The 20,125-nt window shown below is 64.9% G+C and carries 18 protein-coding genes and 1 pseudogene; 13 read left to right on the forward strand and 6 right to left on the reverse strand.

Annotation, left to right across the window (positions count from 1 at the left end):
- Positions 1-12: 12 nt before the first annotated feature.
- Positions 13-3,189: an efflux RND transporter permease subunit gene (locus MJ601_RS01145; protein WP_242122731.1), complete on the reverse strand. Its 3,177-nt coding sequence runs from the start codon at positions 3,187-3,189 to the stop codon at positions 13-15.
- Positions 3,190-3,192: 3 nt separating this feature from the next.
- Positions 3,193-4,386, reverse strand: coding sequence for an efflux RND transporter periplasmic adaptor subunit (locus MJ601_RS01150; protein ID WP_242122732.1), 1,194 nt, complete (start codon positions 4,384-4,386; stop codon positions 3,193-3,195).
- 116 nt (positions 4,387-4,502) lie between these two features.
- On the opposite strand from MJ601_RS01150, the gene MJ601_RS01155 reads away from it, so the two are divergent.
- Positions 4,503-5,090: a TetR/AcrR family transcriptional regulator gene (locus tag MJ601_RS01155; protein WP_242122733.1), complete on the forward strand. Its 588-nt coding sequence runs from the start codon at positions 4,503-4,505 to the stop codon at positions 5,088-5,090.
- 116 nt (positions 5,091-5,206) lie between these two features.
- Positions 5,207-5,371 (forward strand): hypothetical protein, encoded by a 165-nt coding sequence (locus MJ601_RS01160; protein WP_242122734.1) that lies wholly within the window; start codon positions 5,207-5,209, stop codon positions 5,369-5,371.
- 16 nt (positions 5,372-5,387) lie between these two features.
- Here the strand turns inward: MJ601_RS01160 and MJ601_RS01165 are convergent, their stop codons facing one another.
- The 3 genes from MJ601_RS01165 to MJ601_RS01175 all read right to left on the reverse strand — a co-directional run bounded on the left by MJ601_RS01165 (position 5,388) and on the right by MJ601_RS01175 (position 10,592).
- The gene (locus MJ601_RS01165) at positions 5,388-8,279 is read right to left on the reverse strand and encodes a M16 family metallopeptidase (RefSeq protein WP_242122735.1); all 2,892 of its coding nucleotides are present in this window, start codon (positions 8,277-8,279) and stop codon (positions 5,388-5,390) included.
- A 111-nt stretch (positions 8,280-8,390) separates the two neighbouring features.
- Complete coding sequence (locus MJ601_RS01170) at positions 8,391-9,779, reverse strand: DEAD/DEAH box helicase (protein ID WP_242122736.1); 1,389 nt, start codon at positions 9,777-9,779, stop codon at positions 8,391-8,393.
- 342 nt (positions 9,780-10,121) lie between these two features.
- Positions 10,122-10,592, reverse strand: a complete 471-nt coding sequence (locus MJ601_RS01175; RefSeq protein ID WP_242122737.1) for a pyridoxamine 5'-phosphate oxidase family protein — start codon at positions 10,590-10,592, stop codon at positions 10,122-10,124.
- A 113-nt stretch (positions 10,593-10,705) separates the two neighbouring features.
- Here MJ601_RS01175 and MJ601_RS01180 point away from each other — a divergent pair, with 113 nt between their 5' ends.
- The 10 genes from MJ601_RS01180 to MJ601_RS01225 all read left to right on the forward strand — a co-directional run bounded on the left by MJ601_RS01180 (position 10,706) and on the right by MJ601_RS01225 (position 18,318).
- The gene (locus MJ601_RS01180; protein ID WP_242122738.1) at positions 10,706-11,278 is read left to right on the forward strand and encodes a NifU family protein; all 573 of its coding nucleotides are present in this window, start codon (positions 10,706-10,708) and stop codon (positions 11,276-11,278) included.
- Between the two features lie 100 nt (positions 11,279-11,378).
- Positions 11,379-12,029 (forward strand): tRNA (adenosine(37)-N6)-threonylcarbamoyltransferase complex dimerization subunit type 1 TsaB, encoded by a 651-nt coding sequence (tsaB, locus tag MJ601_RS01185; protein ID WP_242122739.1) that lies wholly within the window; start codon positions 11,379-11,381, stop codon positions 12,027-12,029.
- The gene (locus MJ601_RS01190; RefSeq protein ID WP_242122740.1) at positions 12,026-12,505 is read left to right on the forward strand and encodes a GNAT family N-acetyltransferase; all 480 of its coding nucleotides are present in this window, start codon (positions 12,026-12,028) and stop codon (positions 12,503-12,505) included. Before tsaB ends, MJ601_RS01190 begins: the two co-directional genes overlap by 4 nt.
- Positions 12,506-12,617: 112 nt before the next feature.
- Positions 12,618-13,040: a Ros/MucR family transcriptional regulator gene (locus MJ601_RS01195; protein WP_242122741.1), complete on the forward strand. Its 423-nt coding sequence runs from the start codon at positions 12,618-12,620 to the stop codon at positions 13,038-13,040.
- Positions 13,041-13,164: 124 nt separating this feature from the next.
- A complete protein-coding gene (locus tag MJ601_RS01200; RefSeq protein WP_242122742.1) occupies positions 13,165-13,587 on the forward strand; it encodes a Fur family transcriptional regulator in 423 nt (140 codons plus the stop codon).
- Positions 13,588-13,594: 7 nt separating this feature from the next.
- Positions 13,595-14,374: a lysophospholipid acyltransferase family protein gene (locus tag MJ601_RS01205; protein ID WP_242122743.1), complete on the forward strand. Its 780-nt coding sequence runs from the start codon at positions 13,595-13,597 to the stop codon at positions 14,372-14,374.
- Positions 14,364-15,713, forward strand: a complete 1,350-nt coding sequence (gene miaB, locus MJ601_RS01210; protein ID WP_242122744.1) for a tRNA (N6-isopentenyl adenosine(37)-C2)-methylthiotransferase MiaB — start codon at positions 14,364-14,366, stop codon at positions 15,711-15,713. Before MJ601_RS01205 ends, miaB begins: the two co-directional genes overlap by 11 nt.
- Positions 15,714-15,835: 122 nt before the next feature.
- Complete coding sequence (locus tag MJ601_RS01215) at positions 15,836-16,840, forward strand: PhoH family protein (RefSeq protein ID WP_242122745.1); 1,005 nt, start codon at positions 15,836-15,838, stop codon at positions 16,838-16,840.
- Positions 16,837-17,343 (forward strand): rRNA maturation RNase YbeY, encoded by a 507-nt coding sequence (ybeY, locus tag MJ601_RS01220; protein ID WP_242122746.1) that lies wholly within the window; start codon positions 16,837-16,839, stop codon positions 17,341-17,343. The genes MJ601_RS01215 and ybeY overlap by 4 nt, the downstream gene beginning before the upstream one ends.
- Positions 17,344-17,370: 27 nt before the next feature.
- The gene (locus MJ601_RS01225; protein ID WP_242122747.1) at positions 17,371-18,318 is read left to right on the forward strand and encodes a hemolysin family protein; all 948 of its coding nucleotides are present in this window, start codon (positions 17,371-17,373) and stop codon (positions 18,316-18,318) included.
- Positions 18,319-18,347: 29 nt separating this feature from the next.
- Here MJ601_RS01225 and MJ601_RS01230 read toward each other — a convergent pair whose 3' ends face one another.
- A complete protein-coding gene (locus MJ601_RS01230; protein ID WP_242122748.1) occupies positions 18,348-18,719 on the reverse strand; it encodes an STAS/SEC14 domain-containing protein in 372 nt (123 codons plus the stop codon).
- Positions 18,720-18,948: 229 nt separating this feature from the next.
- Between MJ601_RS01230 and MJ601_RS01235 the strand changes: the two are divergent.
- Positions 18,949-20,121 (forward strand): annotated as a pseudogene (locus MJ601_RS01235) (DUF2142 domain-containing protein); the annotation flags it as partial.
- Positions 20,122-20,125: the final 4 nt, after the last annotated feature.

Consider the following 20,125-nt stretch of genomic DNA (forward strand, 5'->3'; position numbering starts at 1 on the left):
ATGCCTCTGCCTTCAAGCCTCTTGCGGCGCCAGGGGAGCGCTGCCCTCATGCCCGCTTTCGTCCTTGGCGCGATGTTCGCGGAACAACCGCTTCACCACGGTGAAGAAGACCGGCACGAAGAAGATGGCGAGTATCGTCGCCGACAACATGCCGCCGACCACGGCCCAGCCGATGGCGTTCTGGCCGCCCGCCCCCGCGCCCTTGGCCACCGCCAGAGGAAGCACGCCGAAGACGAAGGCGAAGCTGGTCATCAAAATCGGCCGCAGGCGCAGCTTGCCCGCCTCCAGAGCGGCCTTGGCAGGCGAGAGGCCCTCGCGCATCTTCTCCTCGGCGAATTCGACGATCAGGATCGCATTCTTCGCCGACACGCCGATGGTCGTGATCAGGCCCACCTGCAAATAGATGTCGTTGTTGAGCCCGACCAGCGTCGCCGCGATCACCGCGCCGAGCACGCCCAGCGGCACGACCAGCATGACCGCGATCGGCACCGACCAGCTTTCATAGAGCGCGGCCAGGCACAGGAACACGATCAGCATCGACAGCGCATAGAGCGCCGGCGCCTGCCCGCCCGATGTCTGCTCCTCATAGGAAATGCCGTTCCATTCATAGCCCACACCGGCAGGCAGCTTGGCAGCCATTTCCTCCATCGCCTTCATCGCTTCGCCGGTCGAGACGCCCGGGGCGGGGGCGCCCATGATCTGCATCGAGGGCACGCCGTTAAACCGCTCCAGCTTGGCCGGACCATAGGCCCATTGCGTCGTCGCGAAGGAGGAGATGGGCGCCATCACGCCGCCGCTGCCGCGCACATGCAGCGCGCCGATCGATTCCGGCGTGGTGCGGAAGGGCGCGTCCGCCTGCACATAGACGCGCTTCACCCGGTCGCGATCGATGAAATCGTTGACATAGCTGCTGCCCATGGCGGTCGCGATGGTGTCGTTGATGTCGGCCTGGGCGATCCCCAGCGCCCCGGCTGCCGCCTGATCGACGTCCAGCTTGAGCTGCGGCACATCCTCCAGCCCGTTGGGCCGCACCTGCGCCAGCCGCTTGTCGGCCATCGCCATGCCCAGCAACTGGTTGCGCGCCGCCAGCATCTTTTCATGGCCCAGATTGCCCCGGTCCACGAGCTGGAAGTCGAAACCCGTCGCATTGCCCAGTTCCTGCACCGCAGGCGGCACGAAGGCGATCGCCATGCCGGACGAAATCTTGCGGAAGGCCATGTTGGCGCGCAGCGCGATGGCGGCCACGCCATTATCCTTGCCCTTGCGTTCCGACCAATCCTTCATCCGGGCGAAGACGATGCCGACATTCTGCCCCTGCCCCACGAAGCCGAAGCCCGAAATGGTGAAGACGGCCGCGACATTCTTCTTCTCGTCGATCATGTAATGATCGCGCACCCTGGCGAGCGTCCGCTCCGTCTCCTCGATGGTCGATCCGGTCGGCAGCGCCACCTGATTGATGATGATGCCCTGATCCTCATCGGGCAGGAAACCGCCGGGCAGGCGCAGGAAGATCAGCCCCATGCCCAGCACGATCAGCGCGTAGACCAGCATGGTCCGCCCCCAGCGCCGCTCCACCTTCTCCACCGTCGCGCCATAACGCGCGACGTTGCGGTCGAAGGTGCGGTTGAACCAGTCGAAGAAGCGGCCGAAGCGGGAACCGAAGAAGCCGGTCCAGATGTGGCTGTGCCCCTTGGGCTGCAGGATCGTCGCGCACAGCGCCGGGGTCAGGATCAGCGCCACCAGCACCGACAGCACCATGGAGGAAACGATGGTGATGGAGAATTGGCGGAAGATCACGCCCGTCGACCCGCCGAAGAAGGCCATGGGCAGGAACACCGCCGACAGCACCAGGCCGATGCCGACCAGCGCGCCGCTGATCTCGTCCATCGACTTCTTCGCCGCCTCCTTGGGACTGAGCCCCTCTTCCTGGATGATGCGCTCGACATTCTCCACCACGACGATCGCGTCGTCCACCAGCAGGCCGATGGCCAGCACCATGCCGAACAGGGTCAGGGTATTGATGGTGAAGCCCGCCGCATAAAGGATCGCCAGCGACCCCAGCAACACCACCGGCACGGCAATGGTCGGGATCAGCGTGGCGCGCCAGTTCTGGAGGAACAGGAACATCACCACGAAGACCAGCAGGATCGCCTCGAACAGCGTGTGGATGACCTGCTCCACCGACAGCTTCACGAAGGTCGAATTGTCCACCGGAAAGTCATATTTGACCCAGGCCGGGAAATTCTTCGACAGTTCGCCGATGCGGCCCTTCACGCCCGCGACCGTGTCCAGCGCGTTCGCGCCGGGCGCCAGCCTGATGCCGATACCGGCGGCCGGATGTCCGTTGAACTTGGCGCTGAAGCTGTAATTTTCCGCCCCCAGTTCCACCCTGGCGACATCCGACAGATGCACGACCGATCCGTCGCTATTGTTGCGCAACATGATGTTGCGAAACTGCTCGGGTGTGCGCAGCCGCGACTGGGCGGTGACCGTGGCGTTGAGCGCCTGCCCCTTGGGTGAGGGCGTGCCGCCGATCTGCCCGGCCGAAACCTGGGCGTTCTGCGCCCGGATCGCTGACTTCACGTCTCCGGTCGTGATGCCCAGATTGGCCATCTTGTATGGGTCCAGCCAGACCCGCATCGCATATTGCGCACCAAATATCTGGGTGTCGCCCACGCCCTTCACCCGGCTCAACGGATCCTGAAGGGTGGACGAAATGAAATCGCCCGCATCCTGCTGGTCATGGATGCCGTCATCGGCATAAACCGCCATCACCATCAGGAAGGTCGAGCTGGACTTGGTGACGCGCAGTCCCTGCTGCTGCACTTCCTGCGGCAACAGGGGCGTCGCCTGCGCCAGCTTGTTCTGCACCTGCACCTGCGCGATATCGGCGTTGGTGCCCTGTTCGAACGTCAGGGTGATGGTCAGATTGCCCGCGGAATCGCTGCTCGACGAAAAATAGCGGAGATGGTCGATGCCCTTGAGCTGCTGCTCGATGATCTGCGTCGTCGTGCTTTCCAGCGTCTGGGCATTGGCGCCGGGGTAAGTGGTCGCAATCACCACCGCAGGCGGCGCAATCTCCGGAAATTGCGCGACGGCCAGCGACCGGAGCGACAGCAGCCCCGCCAACATGATGACGATGGCGATGACCCATGCGAAGATGGGCCTGTCGATGAAATAGCGGGCCATGACTTATCGCGCTCCGCCGGCGTGCGCCTGGCCCGGACCGGCATCGCCCGCATTGGCCTGCCCCGCAGCCCCGACCACCTGCTGCGGCCGGCCCGGCTGAACCACGGTGCCGGGGCGCAGGTTGACCAGCCCCTCGACGATCAGCCTGTCGCCCGCCTTCAGCCCCTTGGTGACGATCCACCGGTCGCCGACGGGACGGTCAGTCTCCACCTGGCGCACCTCCACCTTGTTGCCCGCGCCGACGACCATCGCCGTCGCCCGGCCGCGCGGATCGCGGGTAATGCCCTGCTGCGGCGCCAGGATCGCCTGGGTCCGCTGCCCCTCGACCAGCTTCGCGCGGACATACATGCCCGGCAGCAGCAAGCCGTCGGGATTGGGGAAGGTCGCACGCAACGTGACCGCACCGGAACTGGGATCGACCGTCACTTCGGAAAATTGCAACCGGCCCTCGACCGGATAGACGCTGCCATTGGGCAGCAGCAACTGCACCCGCGCGCCCTGATAGGCGCTGACGCCGCCCGCCCGCATCGCCTGCTTGAGGTCGATGATCTGCGCCGCCGACTGCGTCACGTCGACATAGACCATGTCGGTCCGCTGGATCGTCGCCAGCGCATCGGCCTGTCCCGCCTGCACCAGTGCGCCCGGCGTGAACAGCGACCGCCCGATACGACCGGAAATCGGCGCCCGGACGCGGGTGAAATTCTGGTTCACCTGCGCCGCCTGCACCGCCGCGCGCTGCGCCGCGACATCGGCGCGCGCCTGCTGGGCGGACGCATCGGCATTGTCGGCCTCCTGGCGGCTGACCGCATTGATCCCGACCAGATCCTTGTAACGCTGCGCCTGCAAGCCGGTCGCCCGGATCGATGCCTGTGCCCGTGCGAGCGAACCCTGCGCTTGGCTGAGCGCGGCCCGGTAGGGCGCGTCCTCGATTTCATAGAGAATCTGTCCCGCGCGCACGAAAGCGCCCTCGGTGAAAAGGCGGCGGCGAATCACGCCGCTGATCTGGGGCCGGACCTCAGCGGTCTCAGCGGCCACGATGCGTCCGGGCAGTTCGGCGGTCAGCGGTGCATTCTCGACCTTCATCGTCACCACGCCCACGGCGGGCGGCGGCGGCACTGGCTGCGACTTTTGCCCGCAGCCCCCCAGCGCCACGGTCGACACGCAGGCCAACAGCCCGACAAAAATCCCCTTTTGCATCGGTCGATGCTCCATCTGAAAAATCCGACAGGCGGAATGAACGTTCATTCCACTTGCGCCGCAGGTAAGAACATGCCACAGATTGTTCAAGAGTAAAAAAGCCTTGGGGATGGAATTTGGTTGCAATGCAGCATGAACCGAGCGGACGGGACCGCGTCCTGAACGCCGCACGCGACCTGTTCACCGTCCATGGCTTTCACCAGACATCCATGGCCGAACTCGCTGCCGCGGCGCAGGTGTCGGTCGGCCAGATCTATCGCCTGTTCAAGGGCAAGGAAGATATTATCGAGGCGATCGTGGAAAGCGACATCCGCGAGCGTGAAGCCCTCATACTGGGCCTGCAGAAACGGCTGGATGCGGGCGAGATCGGCATCGAACGGACGTTCGAACTGCTGCTGCTGGAGGGTATGGACAACCCGCATGAGGCGCTGTCCTTCGACATATTGGCCGAAGGATTCCGCAATCCCCGCGTCGGCAGGACCATCGTCGAAATGTGCGCGCAGCTCCGCAAGTCATTGGGCAGCTTCGCCTGCGCAGCCAATCCGGACCTGTCCGGCGAAGCGTTGAAGGGGGCGGAGGAAATCGTCCTCGCCAGCATGTTCGGCCTTGGCCATCGCCGCCTGTCGGCACCCGAAATCAGCCCCGAACGCCTGGCGAAAAGCGCGGCCGGCATGATCGTCGCCGCGCTCCGCTCGATGGGTTGATCGGCCGGGCGCGCCGCTCCCTCGCCCCATCGCATTGCAGCAGAAAAGCGCGTGCGGCGCGGCAACTCATACCCCGGTCGGACATTGAAGCCTCCGAGTTTTCCGGGAGGCATATCATGACGATGGGCACATCTTTCGACCGCAGCTATTTCGAGGCGCGGCTGGACCGCAACCGCAGGCTCGCGGAAAGTTCCCGCAGTCCTGAGATCCGGGCGATCCACATGGAATATGTGCGCCTGTACCAGCAGTTGCTGGAACAGAGCGTCCCCGTCCCGGCCTGAAGCCGCCGGGCGGCCGCTATTGCGCGGCGATGCCTTCAGGCAGGACGACCGCCGACCAACTCTTGCCCGGCACCAGATATTTGGCGGCCAGCTTCTGGATGTCCGCCGCCGTCACCGTCAACATGTCCTGCGCCATGGTCTGCATCGCCTGGACATAGCGGGGATCATGGGTCGCCCCTTCCATCTGGTTCATCCAGAAGGCATTGCCCGTCCCCGCCCGCATCAGCAATTGCCGCATCGGTGCGACGGCGCGCTGCAATTCATCATCGCTTACCGGATTTTTGGCGAGGTCCGCGGCCGTATCCTTCACCACGCCGTAGAAATATTTGACCTTGTCCGGCCGCACCTGGCTGGTCACCAGGATGTAACCACCGCCCTCATAGGAAAAGGGCCAGTTATTCTGCACGCTGGGCGAATAGGCCGCGCCTTCGGTCGAGCGCAGCTTGTCGAACAGCCGGTCGTTGAAGATCTGCGTCAATATTTCGAGCTGCCGCGCTTCCCTGGTCAGGGCAAAGCCGCCTGCCGTCGGCCAGGCCATGACCGCCGCCGCCTGCTCCTTGTCTCCCTTGTGCCGCAGCACGACCGGCGTTTCGACATGGGCCGGGAAGCGCATCAGCCTGTTCGCCGCCGGAACCGGCAGGTCGGGACGCGGCGGTAAGGCGCCGAAAGTCGCCGCCACCGCGGCAATGGCGTCATCGGCCTTCACTTGCCCGAAAATCTGGATCTCGATCGGCCCCGACGCCAGCAGCGGCTCCCATGTCGCGCGGAAGGCCTGCGGCGTCAGCCCGTCAATCTCGGCCCGGGACGGGGTGCGGAAACGCACATCCTTGTCATGCAGCAACCAGTTGAGATCGCGCGCCAGCACGCTGTCGGCCGCCCGCGCCATCGCATCATAGGCGACCCCAGCCCCGGTCTTGACCCGCGCGATCGGCGCCGGGTCCCATCCCGGCGCGAACAGCTTGGTCGCGAACAGCTGCAACTGGTCCTTGTAATCCGCCGGACGCGTCACCGCCTGCAATTCGAATGCATCGTCGTCGATGGAGAAATCCATCCCCATGCGCCGCCCGTTGGTCAGGTCGTCCAGTTCCCGCTGGCCGAGCTTGCCGATCCCGCTCGCCACCAGCGCATAGTCGGCGGCCCAGCCCGGCACCGGCTTCGTCGGTGAAAAGGCCTGCTGCCCATGGCCGAAGCGGACGTTGATGCGCACCTTCTCCGTCTCCGCGTCATTGGCGAAGAGCGTCAGCTTGACGCCGTTGGAGAAGGTGACGCTCTCCATCCCCGGCAGGCCGACCGGCGTGCGCGACACGACCTTGCCCGGCGCACCCAGTTTCGGCAGGTCGGCCATGGTCACGGCCTTGTCGCCCAGCCGTGCATTGGTCGCCGCCTTGACCGGCGCCGCGACCGCCGCCGCCAGCTTCGCGTCGACGCCCGGCAGCACCTTTCCGGTGACCAGCATTGCCCGGAACACGCCTGCGGAGAACAGCCGCCTGGTCGAATCCAATATCTTCTGCGGCGTCATCGCCGGCTTGCCCGAACGGAAAATATCGAGCGCCGCCTGCGGGCTGACCGTGGTTTCGCGAATGTCCACCGCACTCACCAGATCGCTCGCCTGCTTGGCCCCGGCCTCGGTATCGGCATTTTCGACCTGGATCGCGAGCGCCGTGTCCATCTGCGCATATTCGCGGTCGATCTCGATCTGGCTGGGCGGCGTGTCCTTCGCATCCTCGATGATGGCGCGGACATCGGCCAGCGCCTTTTCCCAATTGCCGCCCGAAGGTACCAGGGTGATGAAGGTGCCGTCGGCCGAGCGGCTCACATCCTGCTGGTCCGCGCTCGCCTGCAGGAAGCTGCCGCCCGCCCGCGCCGCCTGCTCCAGCCTGCGGTTGACGATCTGAAGGGCCAGCATGTCGGTCAGCTTGTCCTGATTATAGACGATGGTGTCGGCATGCGGCTTCCACGGCCGCAGCCACGCCATGGTAAGGCCGGTGGGCGCTCCCGGCTCGACCGTCACCCGCGTCGCAGGCGCCTTGGGATCAGGCTCGCCGAAATCGGGCAGCGGCGCGCCCTTGCCCGGCACCGTCCAGGACGCGAAATTATCCTTGATGAGCTGCTCCGCCATCGCCGGGTCGATGTCGCCCGCGATGGAGATCACCGCGTTTTCGGGCCGATACCAGCGCTGGTGGAACGCCTCCATCTTCGCCGCCGTCACCGCGTTCAGCGTCGCCACCGTGCCGATCGGGCTGTGATCGGCAAGCGGCTGGCCCGCGAAGAAATGCTGCCGCGTGGCGTCGGAAATCCGCATCTGCGGCCCATCGCCCTCGCGCTTTTCGGCCAGCACCACAGCGCGTTCGGCATTCACCGCACTGTCCACGATGTTGGGATCGGCCATCATGCCCGCCAGGATCTTCAGGCTCTCGCCCAAGCTCGCCTGCGTCGCCTGCGGCAGATCGAGCGCATAGGTCGTCCCCGTCGGCGTCGTCTGCGCATTGCTGTCGCTGCCGAAGGTCACGCCCAGCCGCTGCCAGATGCGCTTGGATTCGCCATCGGGCACATGGCGGGAGCCGCGGAAGGTCAGATGCTCCATGAAATGGGCGTAACCCAGTTCGTCGGGATGCTCCATCAGCGACCCGGCATCGATCCGCAGCCTGACCGAAACCTGGCCCGGCGGCACGCCATTGCGCCGGATCGCATAGCGCAGCCCGTTCGACAGTTCGCCGAAGCGCCATGCCGGATCGATCGGCACGTCGCTATTCTCATAAAGCCAGGGCCTCACCTGCGCCTTGGTCGATCCGGGCACGGCCGTATTGGCGACCGGGTCTGTCTTCGCGGCCAGAGGCGCGGAAACTCCCGAGAGCAGCAGGGCAAGGACGGACAGCGAAGCGGCAGGACGCCGGAAGGGAAAGCTCATGGGCGCGCAGCCTAATGAGATTTTCCTGAATGGCCACTGACAAAGATCGCCGAAGGATGAACGACCTGTCCTATCCCCCGGCCATCCCGGATCATGACAGGGCGGAAAGCCTTACCGGCCGCCCGTCTTCTGCACGGCGCCCTTGTGCGCGCCGACGCCGCCGCCACCGCGCCGGCGGCGAAAATTCTTCTTCGCGGGCTTGGCATCGCCATCGGGCCGATGCGCCCGCTCGGCATTGCCGCGCTGCTGCTTCTGCTGGTCCTGATAGCGACGCTGTCCTTCGGCCCGCTTCGCCTTCTGTTCCGGCGTCTGCTCGCGCTGCTGGCCCTTGCGCTGCGGCGCGGCCTTGGGAAGGTTGCGCACCGCTTCCACGAAATTCTCAGGCAGGGGGACGATGTCCAGCTTCACCTTGGTCGTGCGCTCGATGGCTTTCAGATAGGGCCGCTCATCGTCCGCCACGAAGCTGATCGCAATGCCCTCGGCACCGGCGCGCGCGGTGCGGCCGATGCGGTGCACATATTGCTCCGGCACGTTGGGCAGCTCGAAATTGATGACATGGGACACACCCGACACATCGATCCCGCGCGCGGCGATATCGGTCGCGACCAGCAGCTTCACATGGCCGTGGCGGAAGGCCTGCAAGGCCGTGGTCCGCTGCGCCTGGCTCTTGTTGCCATGGATGGCGACGGCCTGGATGCCCGCACCCTCCAGGAACCGCACGACGCGATCCGCGCCATGCTTGGTCCGGGTGAAGATCAGCGCGCGGTCGATATCCTCGTTCCTGATCGTCAGGTTGAGCAGCGCCTGCTTCTCCATCTGGTTGACGAAGGTCGCCTGCTGGCGCACCCGCTCCGCCGTGGTCGACTGCGGCGCGACGCTCACCTTCACCGGGTCATTCAGGAACTGCGCGGCCAGCGCCTCGATCTCGCCCGGCATGGTGGCGGAAAAGAAGAGATTCTGCCTCTCCTTCGGCAACAGCTTGGCAATGCGCTTCAGCGGATGGATGAAGCCCATGTCCATCATCTGGTCCGCCTCGTCGAGGACGAAGATTTCAGTATCCTTGATGGTGAAGGCACGCTGGTCGATCAGGTCGAGCAGACGGCCCGGCGTCGCCACCACGATGTCGGCGCCACGGCCCAGCGCGCGAATCTGCTTGTTGATGGGTACGCCGCCGAACACGACCTCCACCGAAAATTTCAGGAAACGGCCATAGTCGCGGAAGCTCTGGGCGATCTGCGCCGCCAGCTCGCGCGTGGGCGACAGCACCAGCATGCGGCAGCCCTGCAAGGGCGTAGGCTTGGGATTGCGTGCGAAATGGTCAAGGCTCGGCAGGGCGAAGGCGGCCGTCTTGCCGGTGCCGGTCTGCGCGATGCCGCAGAGATCCTTGCCCTTGAGCAAAACGGGAATGGCCTGGCTCTGGATCGGGGTCGGCGACCCATATTTCTTGGCGGCGAGCGCCTTCAGGATCGGCTCGGCAAGGCCAAGGTCGGTAAATTGCATGGAAATGAACTCACAAAGTCTGCCCCGGCGCCATCCGGCACGACCGGGGCGCAAGGCGGGTTACGAAACGACCCGCGTGAAAAGGGAAGCCTCAAAGCTTGGCGCAGACTTTCATTGGCCGGCTCCTGCGCCTGTTCCGGCCGGAGCGATCACGCTGCCAATCGCTGATGGGGCCGACAAGGCCCAACTGCTGCGCTGCAGCGCATATGGCGGCAAAGACAGGAAAAAGCAAGCGGCTCCTGAGGGTTTGTTGGGAAAGGCACCTTTCGGCGCATGGCGGGCGCCGCCTCGAAATGCGCTCTTCCGCGCGTTTCCCAACAAACCCTCGGGAACCGCGTGATTTCAAAGGGTCACTTCGACATGCTTGCCGCGCATCTCATCGCGCACGTCGCCGCCGAACATCTGCCGGAACATGCCGCCCAGCGACATGTCCGCGCGCCAGATTTCCGCATGCCCCAGATCGAAACGGAGCATCAACAGATGCGGGTCCTGCCGCCCGCCCGGATACCAGCTCGCAACGTCATGGGTCCAATAGCGATCGATCACCGCCGGGTCCGTCTCCTCGACCAGCGTGCCGTCGATGCAGGCGAACAGGAAATGCCCCTTGGCCACGAACTGGGCCATCGCCGGGCCACCGGGCGCCAGCCGGTTTTCGCGCGTCGTATAGAACCAGAAACAATGGTTCGCGCCGGGATCGAGCTGCGCCGTCATCGGCATGCTATGCTCATGCGATCCCTGCAGCCCGACCATCACAAAAGGACTTTGCGACAATTCGGTCCAGAAACGGTGGCGGATATCGGACTCATTGCTCATCTCTTCTCTCCCTTCGATCTCACGGGACTCAATCGACGGCTGCAAGCGAAGTTCCGTCACGCAATTTAGCACGAAAGCTTGATCTTGCGCACGCATCTCTCCACATAGCGCGCATGTTGATCGAGACCGAAGCGACGCCCAATCCGGCCACCGTCAAATTCATTCCCGGCCGCGTGGTCATGGGCATGGGCACCCGCGACTTCGCGACGCCGGAGGAGGCGGAGGCCTCTCCGCTCGCCACGGCGCTGTTTGACCTGGGCGATGTGACCGGCGTGTTCTTCGGCGGCGACTTCATTTCGGTGACCATCGCGCCCGGCGCGCAGTGGAGCGACGTGAAGCCCGACATCCTCTCGATCCTGCTCGACCATTTCTCGGCCAACATGCCGCTGTTCACGCCGGGTTCGGCCGGGGAAATCGTCGTACCGGCCGAGGAGGAATTGTCCGACGATCCCGAAGACGCCGAAATCGTCGCGCAGATTCGCGAGCTGATCGACACGCGCGTCCGCCCGGCGGTCGCCAATGACGGCGGCGACATCATCTATCGCGGCTTCGACAAGGGCACCGTCTATCTGCGGATGCAGGGCGCCTGTTCGGGATGTCCATCCTCCACCGCGACGCTCAAGAACGGCATCGAGCAGCTGCTGAAACATTATGTGCCGGAAGTGACCGAGGTTCGCGCCGTCTGACGCCGCGCAACAGATGCCGCCCGGCCGATTGGCAAATCGCTTCCGATCGACTAACCGCTAATCGAACAGGTATCGGACGGGCGGATTACAGGGGTTTTCTTTGCGCATATTGGTCATCGATACCGCGACACAGGCGCTGTCGGTGGCGCTGCTCGATGACGGCGCGCCTGCCGGCCATTTTCACCAGATCGTCGGGCGCGGCCATGCCGAAGCGCTGCTGCCCGCCATCGCCTCCATGCCGGATGGCGGCCGCGCCGATGCGATCGCCGTGGATGTCGGCCCCGGCAGCTTCACCGGCGTCCGGATCGGCATAGCCGCCGCCCGCGCCCTTGCCCTCGCCTGGAACATTCCCCTGCGCGGCTACAGCGCCCTGTCGCTGATCGCGGCCAAGGCGGCCGCGGGACATGGGACGGGGCATCAAGGCAGGCATGAGGGAGGGTCGCTGACCGTCGCCATCACCGGCGGCCATGGCGAACTGTTCTGGCAAAGCTTCTCCGGCGACGGACTTTTGGCGACCACGCCTCCCGCCTCCACCGCGATCGCTGTCCTGGCCGGGCAGATCGCCGATCCCGTCCTTTACGGCACCGGCGCCCAAGCGCTGGTCACGGCGCGCGGAGCAGGCACCGCGATCAGCCTCTATCCCGATGCCGCCGATTATCCGCTGATCGCCGCCCAGCCGCCCCTGCCCCCTTCGCCCATCTATTGCCGTGGCGCCGACGCAAAGCCGATGGCGCAGCGGGCGGCATCATGATCCCCGGCCTCTCCCTCGAAACCTATGACGATGGCGAACGCAACGCGATGAGCGATGCGATGGACGTGATGGCCCGCGCCTTCGATCCTGCCTATGGCGAGGCATGGACCCTGCCCCAACTGGCCGGAGTCATGACCATGCCCGGAACCTGGCTGACCATCGCCCGCGTCGATGCGGCGCCGCTGGGTTTCGCGCTGGTCCGGTCGGTGCTGGACGAATGCGAATTGCTCCTGCTGGCGGTCAGCCCGCTATGGCGCGGGCGCGGCGTCGGCGAGGCGCTGTTGCTCGACAGCCTCAAGACAGCGCGCAGACGGGGCATTACGTCGATGAATCTAGAAGTTCGCGCGTCCAATACAGCGATCAGGCTGTATGAAAAAACGGGTTTCGAATATGTCCACCGACGCCCCGGTTACTATCGCGGTAACGACGGACAACTTCATGATGCGTTGAGTTTTCGTCTCGATATGCTGAGATGACGTAAATCGCCGCTTGCAAAACACATATGGCAGGTATAGCTGACCCCTACCGCTCCTGAAATGATTTTCCTTGGGCGGGTCGCACAAACAATTGCCTTCGCAAGGAAAAGAAATGGAAATCGAATCCGCGCAGAGCGAACTGCTCATTACTTTGACGTCGGACATTGTGGCGGCGCATGTCTCCAACAACAGTGTCGCCGTCTCTGACGTGTCTACCCTGATCCAGAATGTGCATGCCGCGCTTTCGGGCCTCGCGACCCCGGCCGCCGCGCCGGAAGTGAAGCCGGAACCCGCCGTGTCGGTCCGTTCTTCGGTCAAACCGGACTACATCATCTGCCTGGAAGACGGCAAGAAGCTGAAGATGCTGAAGCGGCACCTGATGACCCATTATCAGATGACGCCGGAGGATTATCGCGCCAAGTGGGGCCTGCCCGCCGACTATCCGATGGTCGCCCCCAACTATGCCGAACAGCGCCGCAGCCTGGCCAAGAAGATCGGCCTGGGCACCAAGCGCCGCCGCACCCGCGCGAAATAAGCCGCCGGACTTCAGGCCGAAAGCCATCGACAAAGGGGTGCGTGGACTGCGCGCCCCTTTTACATTGGGGGAAAAGCCGCTAGGCTTTCACCGAATTAGCCATATTCCAGCCAAGTGAGCCTGCATGAACCGCAAGATCGACGTTGAAGCCCTATGTCATGAAAAGGGCCTGCGCATCACAGAACAGCGCCGCGTCATCGCCCAGGTGTTGAGCGACGCGGTCGATCATCCGGATGTCGAGGAACTGCATCGTCGCTCGGCCGCCATCGATCCGGGCATTTCGATCGCCACCGTCTATCGCACGGTGCGCCTGTTCGAAGAAGCGGGCATCCTGGAGCGCCACGATTTCGGCGACGGCCGCGCCCGCTATGAGGCGGCGCCCGAATCCCACCACGATCATCTGATCGATGTGGAAACCGGCAATGTGATCGAATTCGTCGATCCGGAACTGGAACAGTTGCAAAAGCAGATCGCCGAAAAGCTGGGCTTCCGCCTGGTCGACCACCGCATGGAACTGTACGGCGTCGCGATCGACCGCAAGAACTGAGGGCAGCTTGCCCGGATTGCGCCGCACCATCCGCTTATGGGCGCGTACCGGCGCGCTGGCCGCCAGCCTGCTGCTCTGCCTGATCCCGCATCTGCTCTGGCGCATGGCGGGCTTTCGCTCGCCATGGCCGCAACGCTTTCTCGGCATGGCCGCCCGCTCGGTCGGCGCACGCGTGCGGGTGGACGGGCACGTCTTCCACGGCGACAGTTTCATCGTCGCCAATCATGTGAGCTGGATCGACATATTGGCGCTCGGCGGCGCGACCGGCGCCGCCTTCGTCGCGCATGACGGCATAGCGGGCTGGCCGGTCATCGGCTGGCTCGCGGCGCAGAACAACACGCTGTTCGTATCCCGCAACCGGCGCGGGGCGCTGTCGTCCCAACTCGATGCCCTGCGCGCCGCGCTGGCCGGGCATCAGCCCGTCGCGCTCTTTCCGGAGGGTACCACCAGCGACGGCAGCGGCCTGCTGCCGTTCAAGCCTTCGCTGCTCGCCGTCCTTCTCCCGCCGCCCCGCTCGGTCCGCATTCAACCCGTGCATATCGATTATGGCGCGGCCACCCCCGAAATCGCCTGGCATGGCGCCGAACCCGCTGGCGCGAACGTAAGGCGCCTGCTCGAACGCCAGGGCCGCCTTGACGTCACGCTGCGTTTTCTGGAGCCGTTCGACCCCGCCATTTGCCCGGATCGCAAGATATTGGCTGCGATGACGCAGGAAAGAATCGCGGCAAGCATCGCCACCTTTCACTCCGGCGCGGCCCCCTGTATAGCTGGCCCACATGAATCGTAACGACGCCCCAAAGACTCCAGCGACTTTCCACGTCAAATCCTTCGGCTGCCAGATGAACGTCTATGATGGCGAGCGCATGGCCGAGATGCTGGGCACGCGCGGCATGATCCCCGCCGCCGAGGGCGCAGAGGCCGATCTGGTCATCCTCAACACCTGCCACATCCGCGAAAAGGCGGTGGACAAGGTCTATTCCGACATCGGCCGCCTGACCCGCGAGGACGGCACCCGCCCGATGATCGCGGTCGCGGGCTGCGTCGCGCAGGCGGAGGGCGGCGAAATCCAGCGCCGCGCCCGCAATGTCGACATCGTCGTCGGCCCGCAGGCCTATCATCACCTGCCCGACCTCATCGACAAGGCCGGTCGCGGGGAAACGGCGGTCGATACTGACATGCCGCCGGCCTCCAAATTCGGCGCCCTTCCCGCCCGTACGAAGCAGGCGCGGCCCACCGCTTTCCTGACGATCATGGAGGGCTGCGACAAATTCTGCACCTATTGCGTCGTGCCCTATACGCGCGGCGCGGAAATCAGCCGGACATGGTCCGCCATCCTCGATGAAGCCAGGGCGCTGGTCGACGGTGGCGTGCGGGAAATCACCCTGCTCGGCCAGAACGTCAATGCCTGGACAGGCGAGGACGACAGGGGCCGCGCACAAGGCATGGACGGTCTCGTCCGCGAACTGGCCAAGATCGATGCCCTGAAGCGCATCCGCTACACCACCAGCCACCCCAACGACATGAGCGACGGCCTGATCGCCGCCCATGGCGACGAACCCAAGCTGATGCCGTTCCTCCATCTGCCCGTGCAGTCGGGCAATGACCGGGTGCTGAGGGCCATGAACCGCAGCCACAGCGCCGACAGCTATCTGCGCATCATCGAGAGGGTCCGCGAAGCCCGTGCCGACATCGCGCTGTCCGGCGACTTCATCGTCGGCTTCCCCGGTGAAACCGACGCCGAGTTCGAGGATACGCTGAAGATCGTCGAGCAGGTCCGCTACGCTCAATGCTACAGCTTCAAATATAGCCCCCGCCCGGGCACGCCCGCCGCGGACATGGATCACCAGATCCCGATGGAGGTGATGGACGAACGCCTCGCCCGCCTCCAGGCCGCGATCAACCGGCATCAGGCCGAATTCAACGCCGCGACCATCGGCCGCCGCACGGACATCCTGCTGGAGCGCAAGGGCCGCCACCCCGGCCAGCTCATCGGCAAGTCACCCTGGCTCCAGTCGGTGGTCGTCACCGCGCCTGAACTTTCCATCGGCGACATGGTTGAAGTCGATATCATCAGTGCCGGCCCGAACAGTCTGGCCGGCGAACCCAGCAGGAGGAAGGCCGCTTGAACCTACTCAAAGTCGTTTCCGTGGCTACGGGAACCCAGCTCCGAACCGGTCCCTCGGGTGCAACGGACAGGAGATGGATATTCGCTCTGGCGGATATGACAAATGGGAAGGGAGGCTGCTGAATGTCGAAGAAACCCAATCATCATCATCGCGGCGACGTCGCCGAACGCGCCCGTCTCGAAGTCACCTTCGACCGCCCGCATCTTCTGGGCGCGCTGTTCGGGCAATATGACCAGAATCTCGTCGCCATAGAGAACCGCCTGGGCGTCTATATCGCCGCGCGCGGCAACAAGCTCCAGATCGAGGGCGAGGCCGAAGCCGCCGCCCGCGCCCGCGACGTGATGACCGGCCTCTACAACCGCATCGTCGCGGGACAGGAAATCGACGCGGGCGCGGTCGAAGCCGTCATCGCCATGTCCGCCGAACCGATGCTGGACGGCATCATCCGCCACGACGTGGCCGAACCGCCCAAGGTGATGATCCGCACGCGCAAGAAGACCATCGTCCCGCGCTCCGCCACGCAGGTGACGTACATGGAGGCGCTGACCCGCAACGACATCATCTTCGCACTCGGCCCGGCGGGCACCGGCAAGACCTATCTCGCCGTCGCGCAGGCGGTCAGCCAGCTCATCACCGGCAGCGTCGACCGCCTGATCCTCTCCCGCCCCGCCGTCGAGGCGGGCGAGCGGCTGGGCTTCCTGCCCGGCGACATGAAGGAGAAGGTCGATCCCTATCTGCGCCCGATCTACGATGCGCTCTACGACACGCTCCCGGCCGAGCAGGTCGAACGCCGCATCGCGTCCGGGGAGATCGAGATCGCGCCCCTCGCCTTCATGCGCGGCCGCACCCTCGCCAACGCCTTCATCGTGCTGGACGAGGCGCAGAACACCACCGTCGCCCAGATGAAGATGTTCCTCACCCGCTTCGGTGAGGGCAGCCGCATGGTGATCTGCGGCGACCCGCGGCAGGTCGACCTGCCGCAGCCGGGCGTTTCGGGCCTGGCCGATGCGGTCGCCCGGCTGGAGGGGGTGGAGGGCATTTCGGTCGTGCCCTTCGGCATCGGCGACGTCGTCCGCCACCCGGTCGTCGGCCGTATCGTCCAGGCCTATGAGGGGCCGGACGCATGATCGAAGTCGCCGTCCTCCACGATCAGGGCTGGCCGGACGCCGACTGGGAATTGCTGGCCCAGCGCGCCGTCGTCGCCGCCATCACGCACAGCCCCTATGCCGCCTTCGCGACGGAGGAAACGCTGTACGAGGTCGCGGTCAAGCTCACCACCGACGCGGAGGTGCATCAACTCAACCGCGCCTATCGGGAGAAGGACAGGCCGACCAACGTCCTGTCCTTCCCCATGGTGCAGTCGGACCTGCTGGAAACCACGGCCAACACCGACGATGGCGAGGTCATATTGGGCGATATCGTGCTGGCGGAGGGGGTCTGCGCCGCCGAAGCCGCGGAAAAGGGCATCTCCATTGCCGATCATGCCACGCATCTGATCGTGCATGGGACTTTTCATTTGCTGGGATATGATCATATGGAGGATGCCGAAGCCGAAGCGATGGAAGCGCTTGAGACGCAATCGCTCCTCAGCCTCGGCATTTCCGATCCCTATGGGGACCGGTACGGCTGAAGATTGAACAGGGGATCAGGAACGGAAATGGCGGAAGGCAGTCCGAAGGACGGCAACGGTTCGAAGGAATCGGACAGTAGCGGCCAGGAAGGCGGTTTATGGAGCGGCCTCAAGTCGCTGCTTTTCGGTGAAGAAGAGAGCCACAGCCTCCGCCGCGAGCTGGAGGATGCGCTCGACGAATATGACGAGGATGAGCAGGACAAGGGCACTTCCCCCCCTGCCAAGGGCGACCTTTCGGCGATCGAGCGCCAGATGGTCCGCAACCTCCTCCATTTTTCCGAACATACGGTCGACGACGTGGCCGTTCCCCGCGCGGACATCATCGCGATCGAGGAAAAGGCGAGCTTCGCCGATCTCGCGGCCCTGTTCGCGGAGGCCGGCCACAGCCGCATCCCGGTCTATCGCGAAACGCTCGATACGATCGTGGGCATGGTCCATATCCGCGACGCCTTCGCGATCCTGGCGGGCAAGGCGCCGGTTCCCGACACGCTGGAACCGCTGATCCGCCAGCCGCTCTATGTCCCCGAAAGCATGGGCGCGCTTGACCTGCTCGCGGAAATGCGCGCCAAACGCACCCATCTCGCCATCGTGCTGGACGAATATTCCGGCACCGAAGGCCTGCTGACCTTCGAGGATCTGGTCGAGGAAATCGTCGGCGATGTCGAGGACGAGCATGACGAGGAACCCGAAGCGCTGCTGGTCCCGCTGGAAGGCGGCCTGTGGGAAGCCGACGCGCGCGCCGAACTGGACGATGTCGCCAAGGACATCGACGAGAAGCTCGCCGATGTCGAGGAGGATGTCGACACGCTGGGCGGGCTGGCCTTCGTGATCGCGGGCCGGGTGCCGGAACCGGGCGAGATCATCGAGCATGAGGAAAGCGGCTGGAAGCTGGAGATACTGGCCAGCGACGGCCGCCGCGTCAGCCGCCTGCGGCTGCACCCGCCGGTGAAGAGGGAGATCGAAGAAAGCGAATGATGCGCGCAGGGAGCCGGTCCGCCTGCGGATCAGTTCGCCGCCCCTTCTTCCTTCGCCAGCAGCCATCGCAATGCCGGATCGGGCAGGTCGAATATCCGCAGATAGGGCTGGGTCATGATGCGGCGGACCTGCATCCGCGCGATGACGCTGGGGGTCACGATGGCGATCCGGCGGGCCTTGGGGAAATCCCCCAGATTGCGGGCGAAGGAGTCCAGCGCTTCGCGCGTCTGCACGGCGCTGTCGCTCATGTCCATGCGCAGCAGATAGCCGGGCTGGAAAGCTTCCTCCAGAAATCGCCGCTTCAGCAGCCGCGCATAATCGGCAATGGCCCGATCCGTGAACGTGCCGGTCCATTTGATGTCGAGCAGGTTCAACTCATGCCGGAAATCAATGAGATACATGATCTTGCCTCCACGCGCTGATTGCCCGTCAAAGCTTTAGGAAGGCTTACGCCCACCCCCTTTTTAACAATGATGCAGATTGGAAATGCGGGCGAAATATTAAGGGCTTGTGGGTAAGGTCCGTCGGCACCCGGCCCGCCAGATGCGGGCGCGAACATGGTTGATCATGCGACAGGAACGATTGAATTTTGCCAGGGCCCGCGCGTTCGCCGCTCCGGCGGCGCCATGGATGCCCCATGAAAAATGGCTGTTCGCACTCATCTGCCTCACCACCCTCTTCTTCGCCTGCGTGACGCCGCCCTTCCAGGCGCCGGACGAAAACCAGCATTATATGAAGGCGCTGATGCTCTCGGAAGGACGCATGCTGACCGAACAGCGCGGCCCGAAGACCGGCGCAGACCTGCCCGCCGCCGCCATCGACCTGCATGACGTCCATTTCCCCACCGGCGCGTCCGCCGCCCCGCGCCTGTTCGACAAGGGCATGCTCGTGAAGGCATGGAACGCCCCATCGACGGAGGCACGCCGCTTCGCCGATTTTCCCAACGTCGCCAACTATTCCCCGACCCTCTATGCGCCCGGCGCGCTCGGCCTGCGGATCGGCGACAGTCTCGGCCTGCCGCGCCTCGGCGCCTTCTATATCGGGCGGATCGCCAATGCGCTGCTGGCGATCGCCATGCTCGGCGCGGCGCTCCGCCTGCTCCCCTTCGGCCGCCCCGCCATGCTGGCCACCGCCCTGCTGCCGACCTTCGCCTATCAGAGCGGATCGCTCTCCCCCGACGCGGTGATCGACGGTCTCGGCTTTCTCGGCCTCGCCCTTGCCCTCCATGTCGCTTTCGGCGATCAAGCGGCGCGTCGCGGCACGGCTCTGTTCCTCATCGCTCCCCTGCTGGCGCTCGCCAAGGGCGTCTACCTGCCACTGATGGCCGCCGGGCTGCGTTGGCCGAAGGCGTGGCGCGATCCGCGCCCCTGGCTGATCCTGGCCGCGATGACGTCAGGCGCGCTGGTATTCCTGCTCTGGATGAAATGGTCCGGCGCCAGTCACCATGGCAGCCAGGCGCTCTACCAGATCGTCTCCCGCAAGACCGGAGAGACCGTCCTGACCGCCCCGCTGGAACGGCAACTCGCCGTGATCGCGCAAGACCCCGTCGCCTATCTGCGCATCCTCGCTGCCAGCATGACGGAACGGGCGCCGGTCTATGCGCTCCAGATCGTCGGGCGCTTCGGCTGGAACGCGATATTGCTGCCGCTGCTTGCCTATCCGATGGCGGCACTGATGCTGGGCGCCGCCATGCTGAGCGGCAGCGGCACGCGCTTCTCCGCTGGGCAGCGCCTCTGGTGGCTGGCCGTCGCGGCGGGCATTGTGCTGCTGATCGAAACCGCCATGTATCTGACCGGCACGCCGCTGG

Source organism: Sphingobium trunci, assembly GCF_022664535.1.
Taxonomy (GTDB): domain Bacteria; phylum Pseudomonadota; class Alphaproteobacteria; order Sphingomonadales; family Sphingomonadaceae; genus Sphingobium.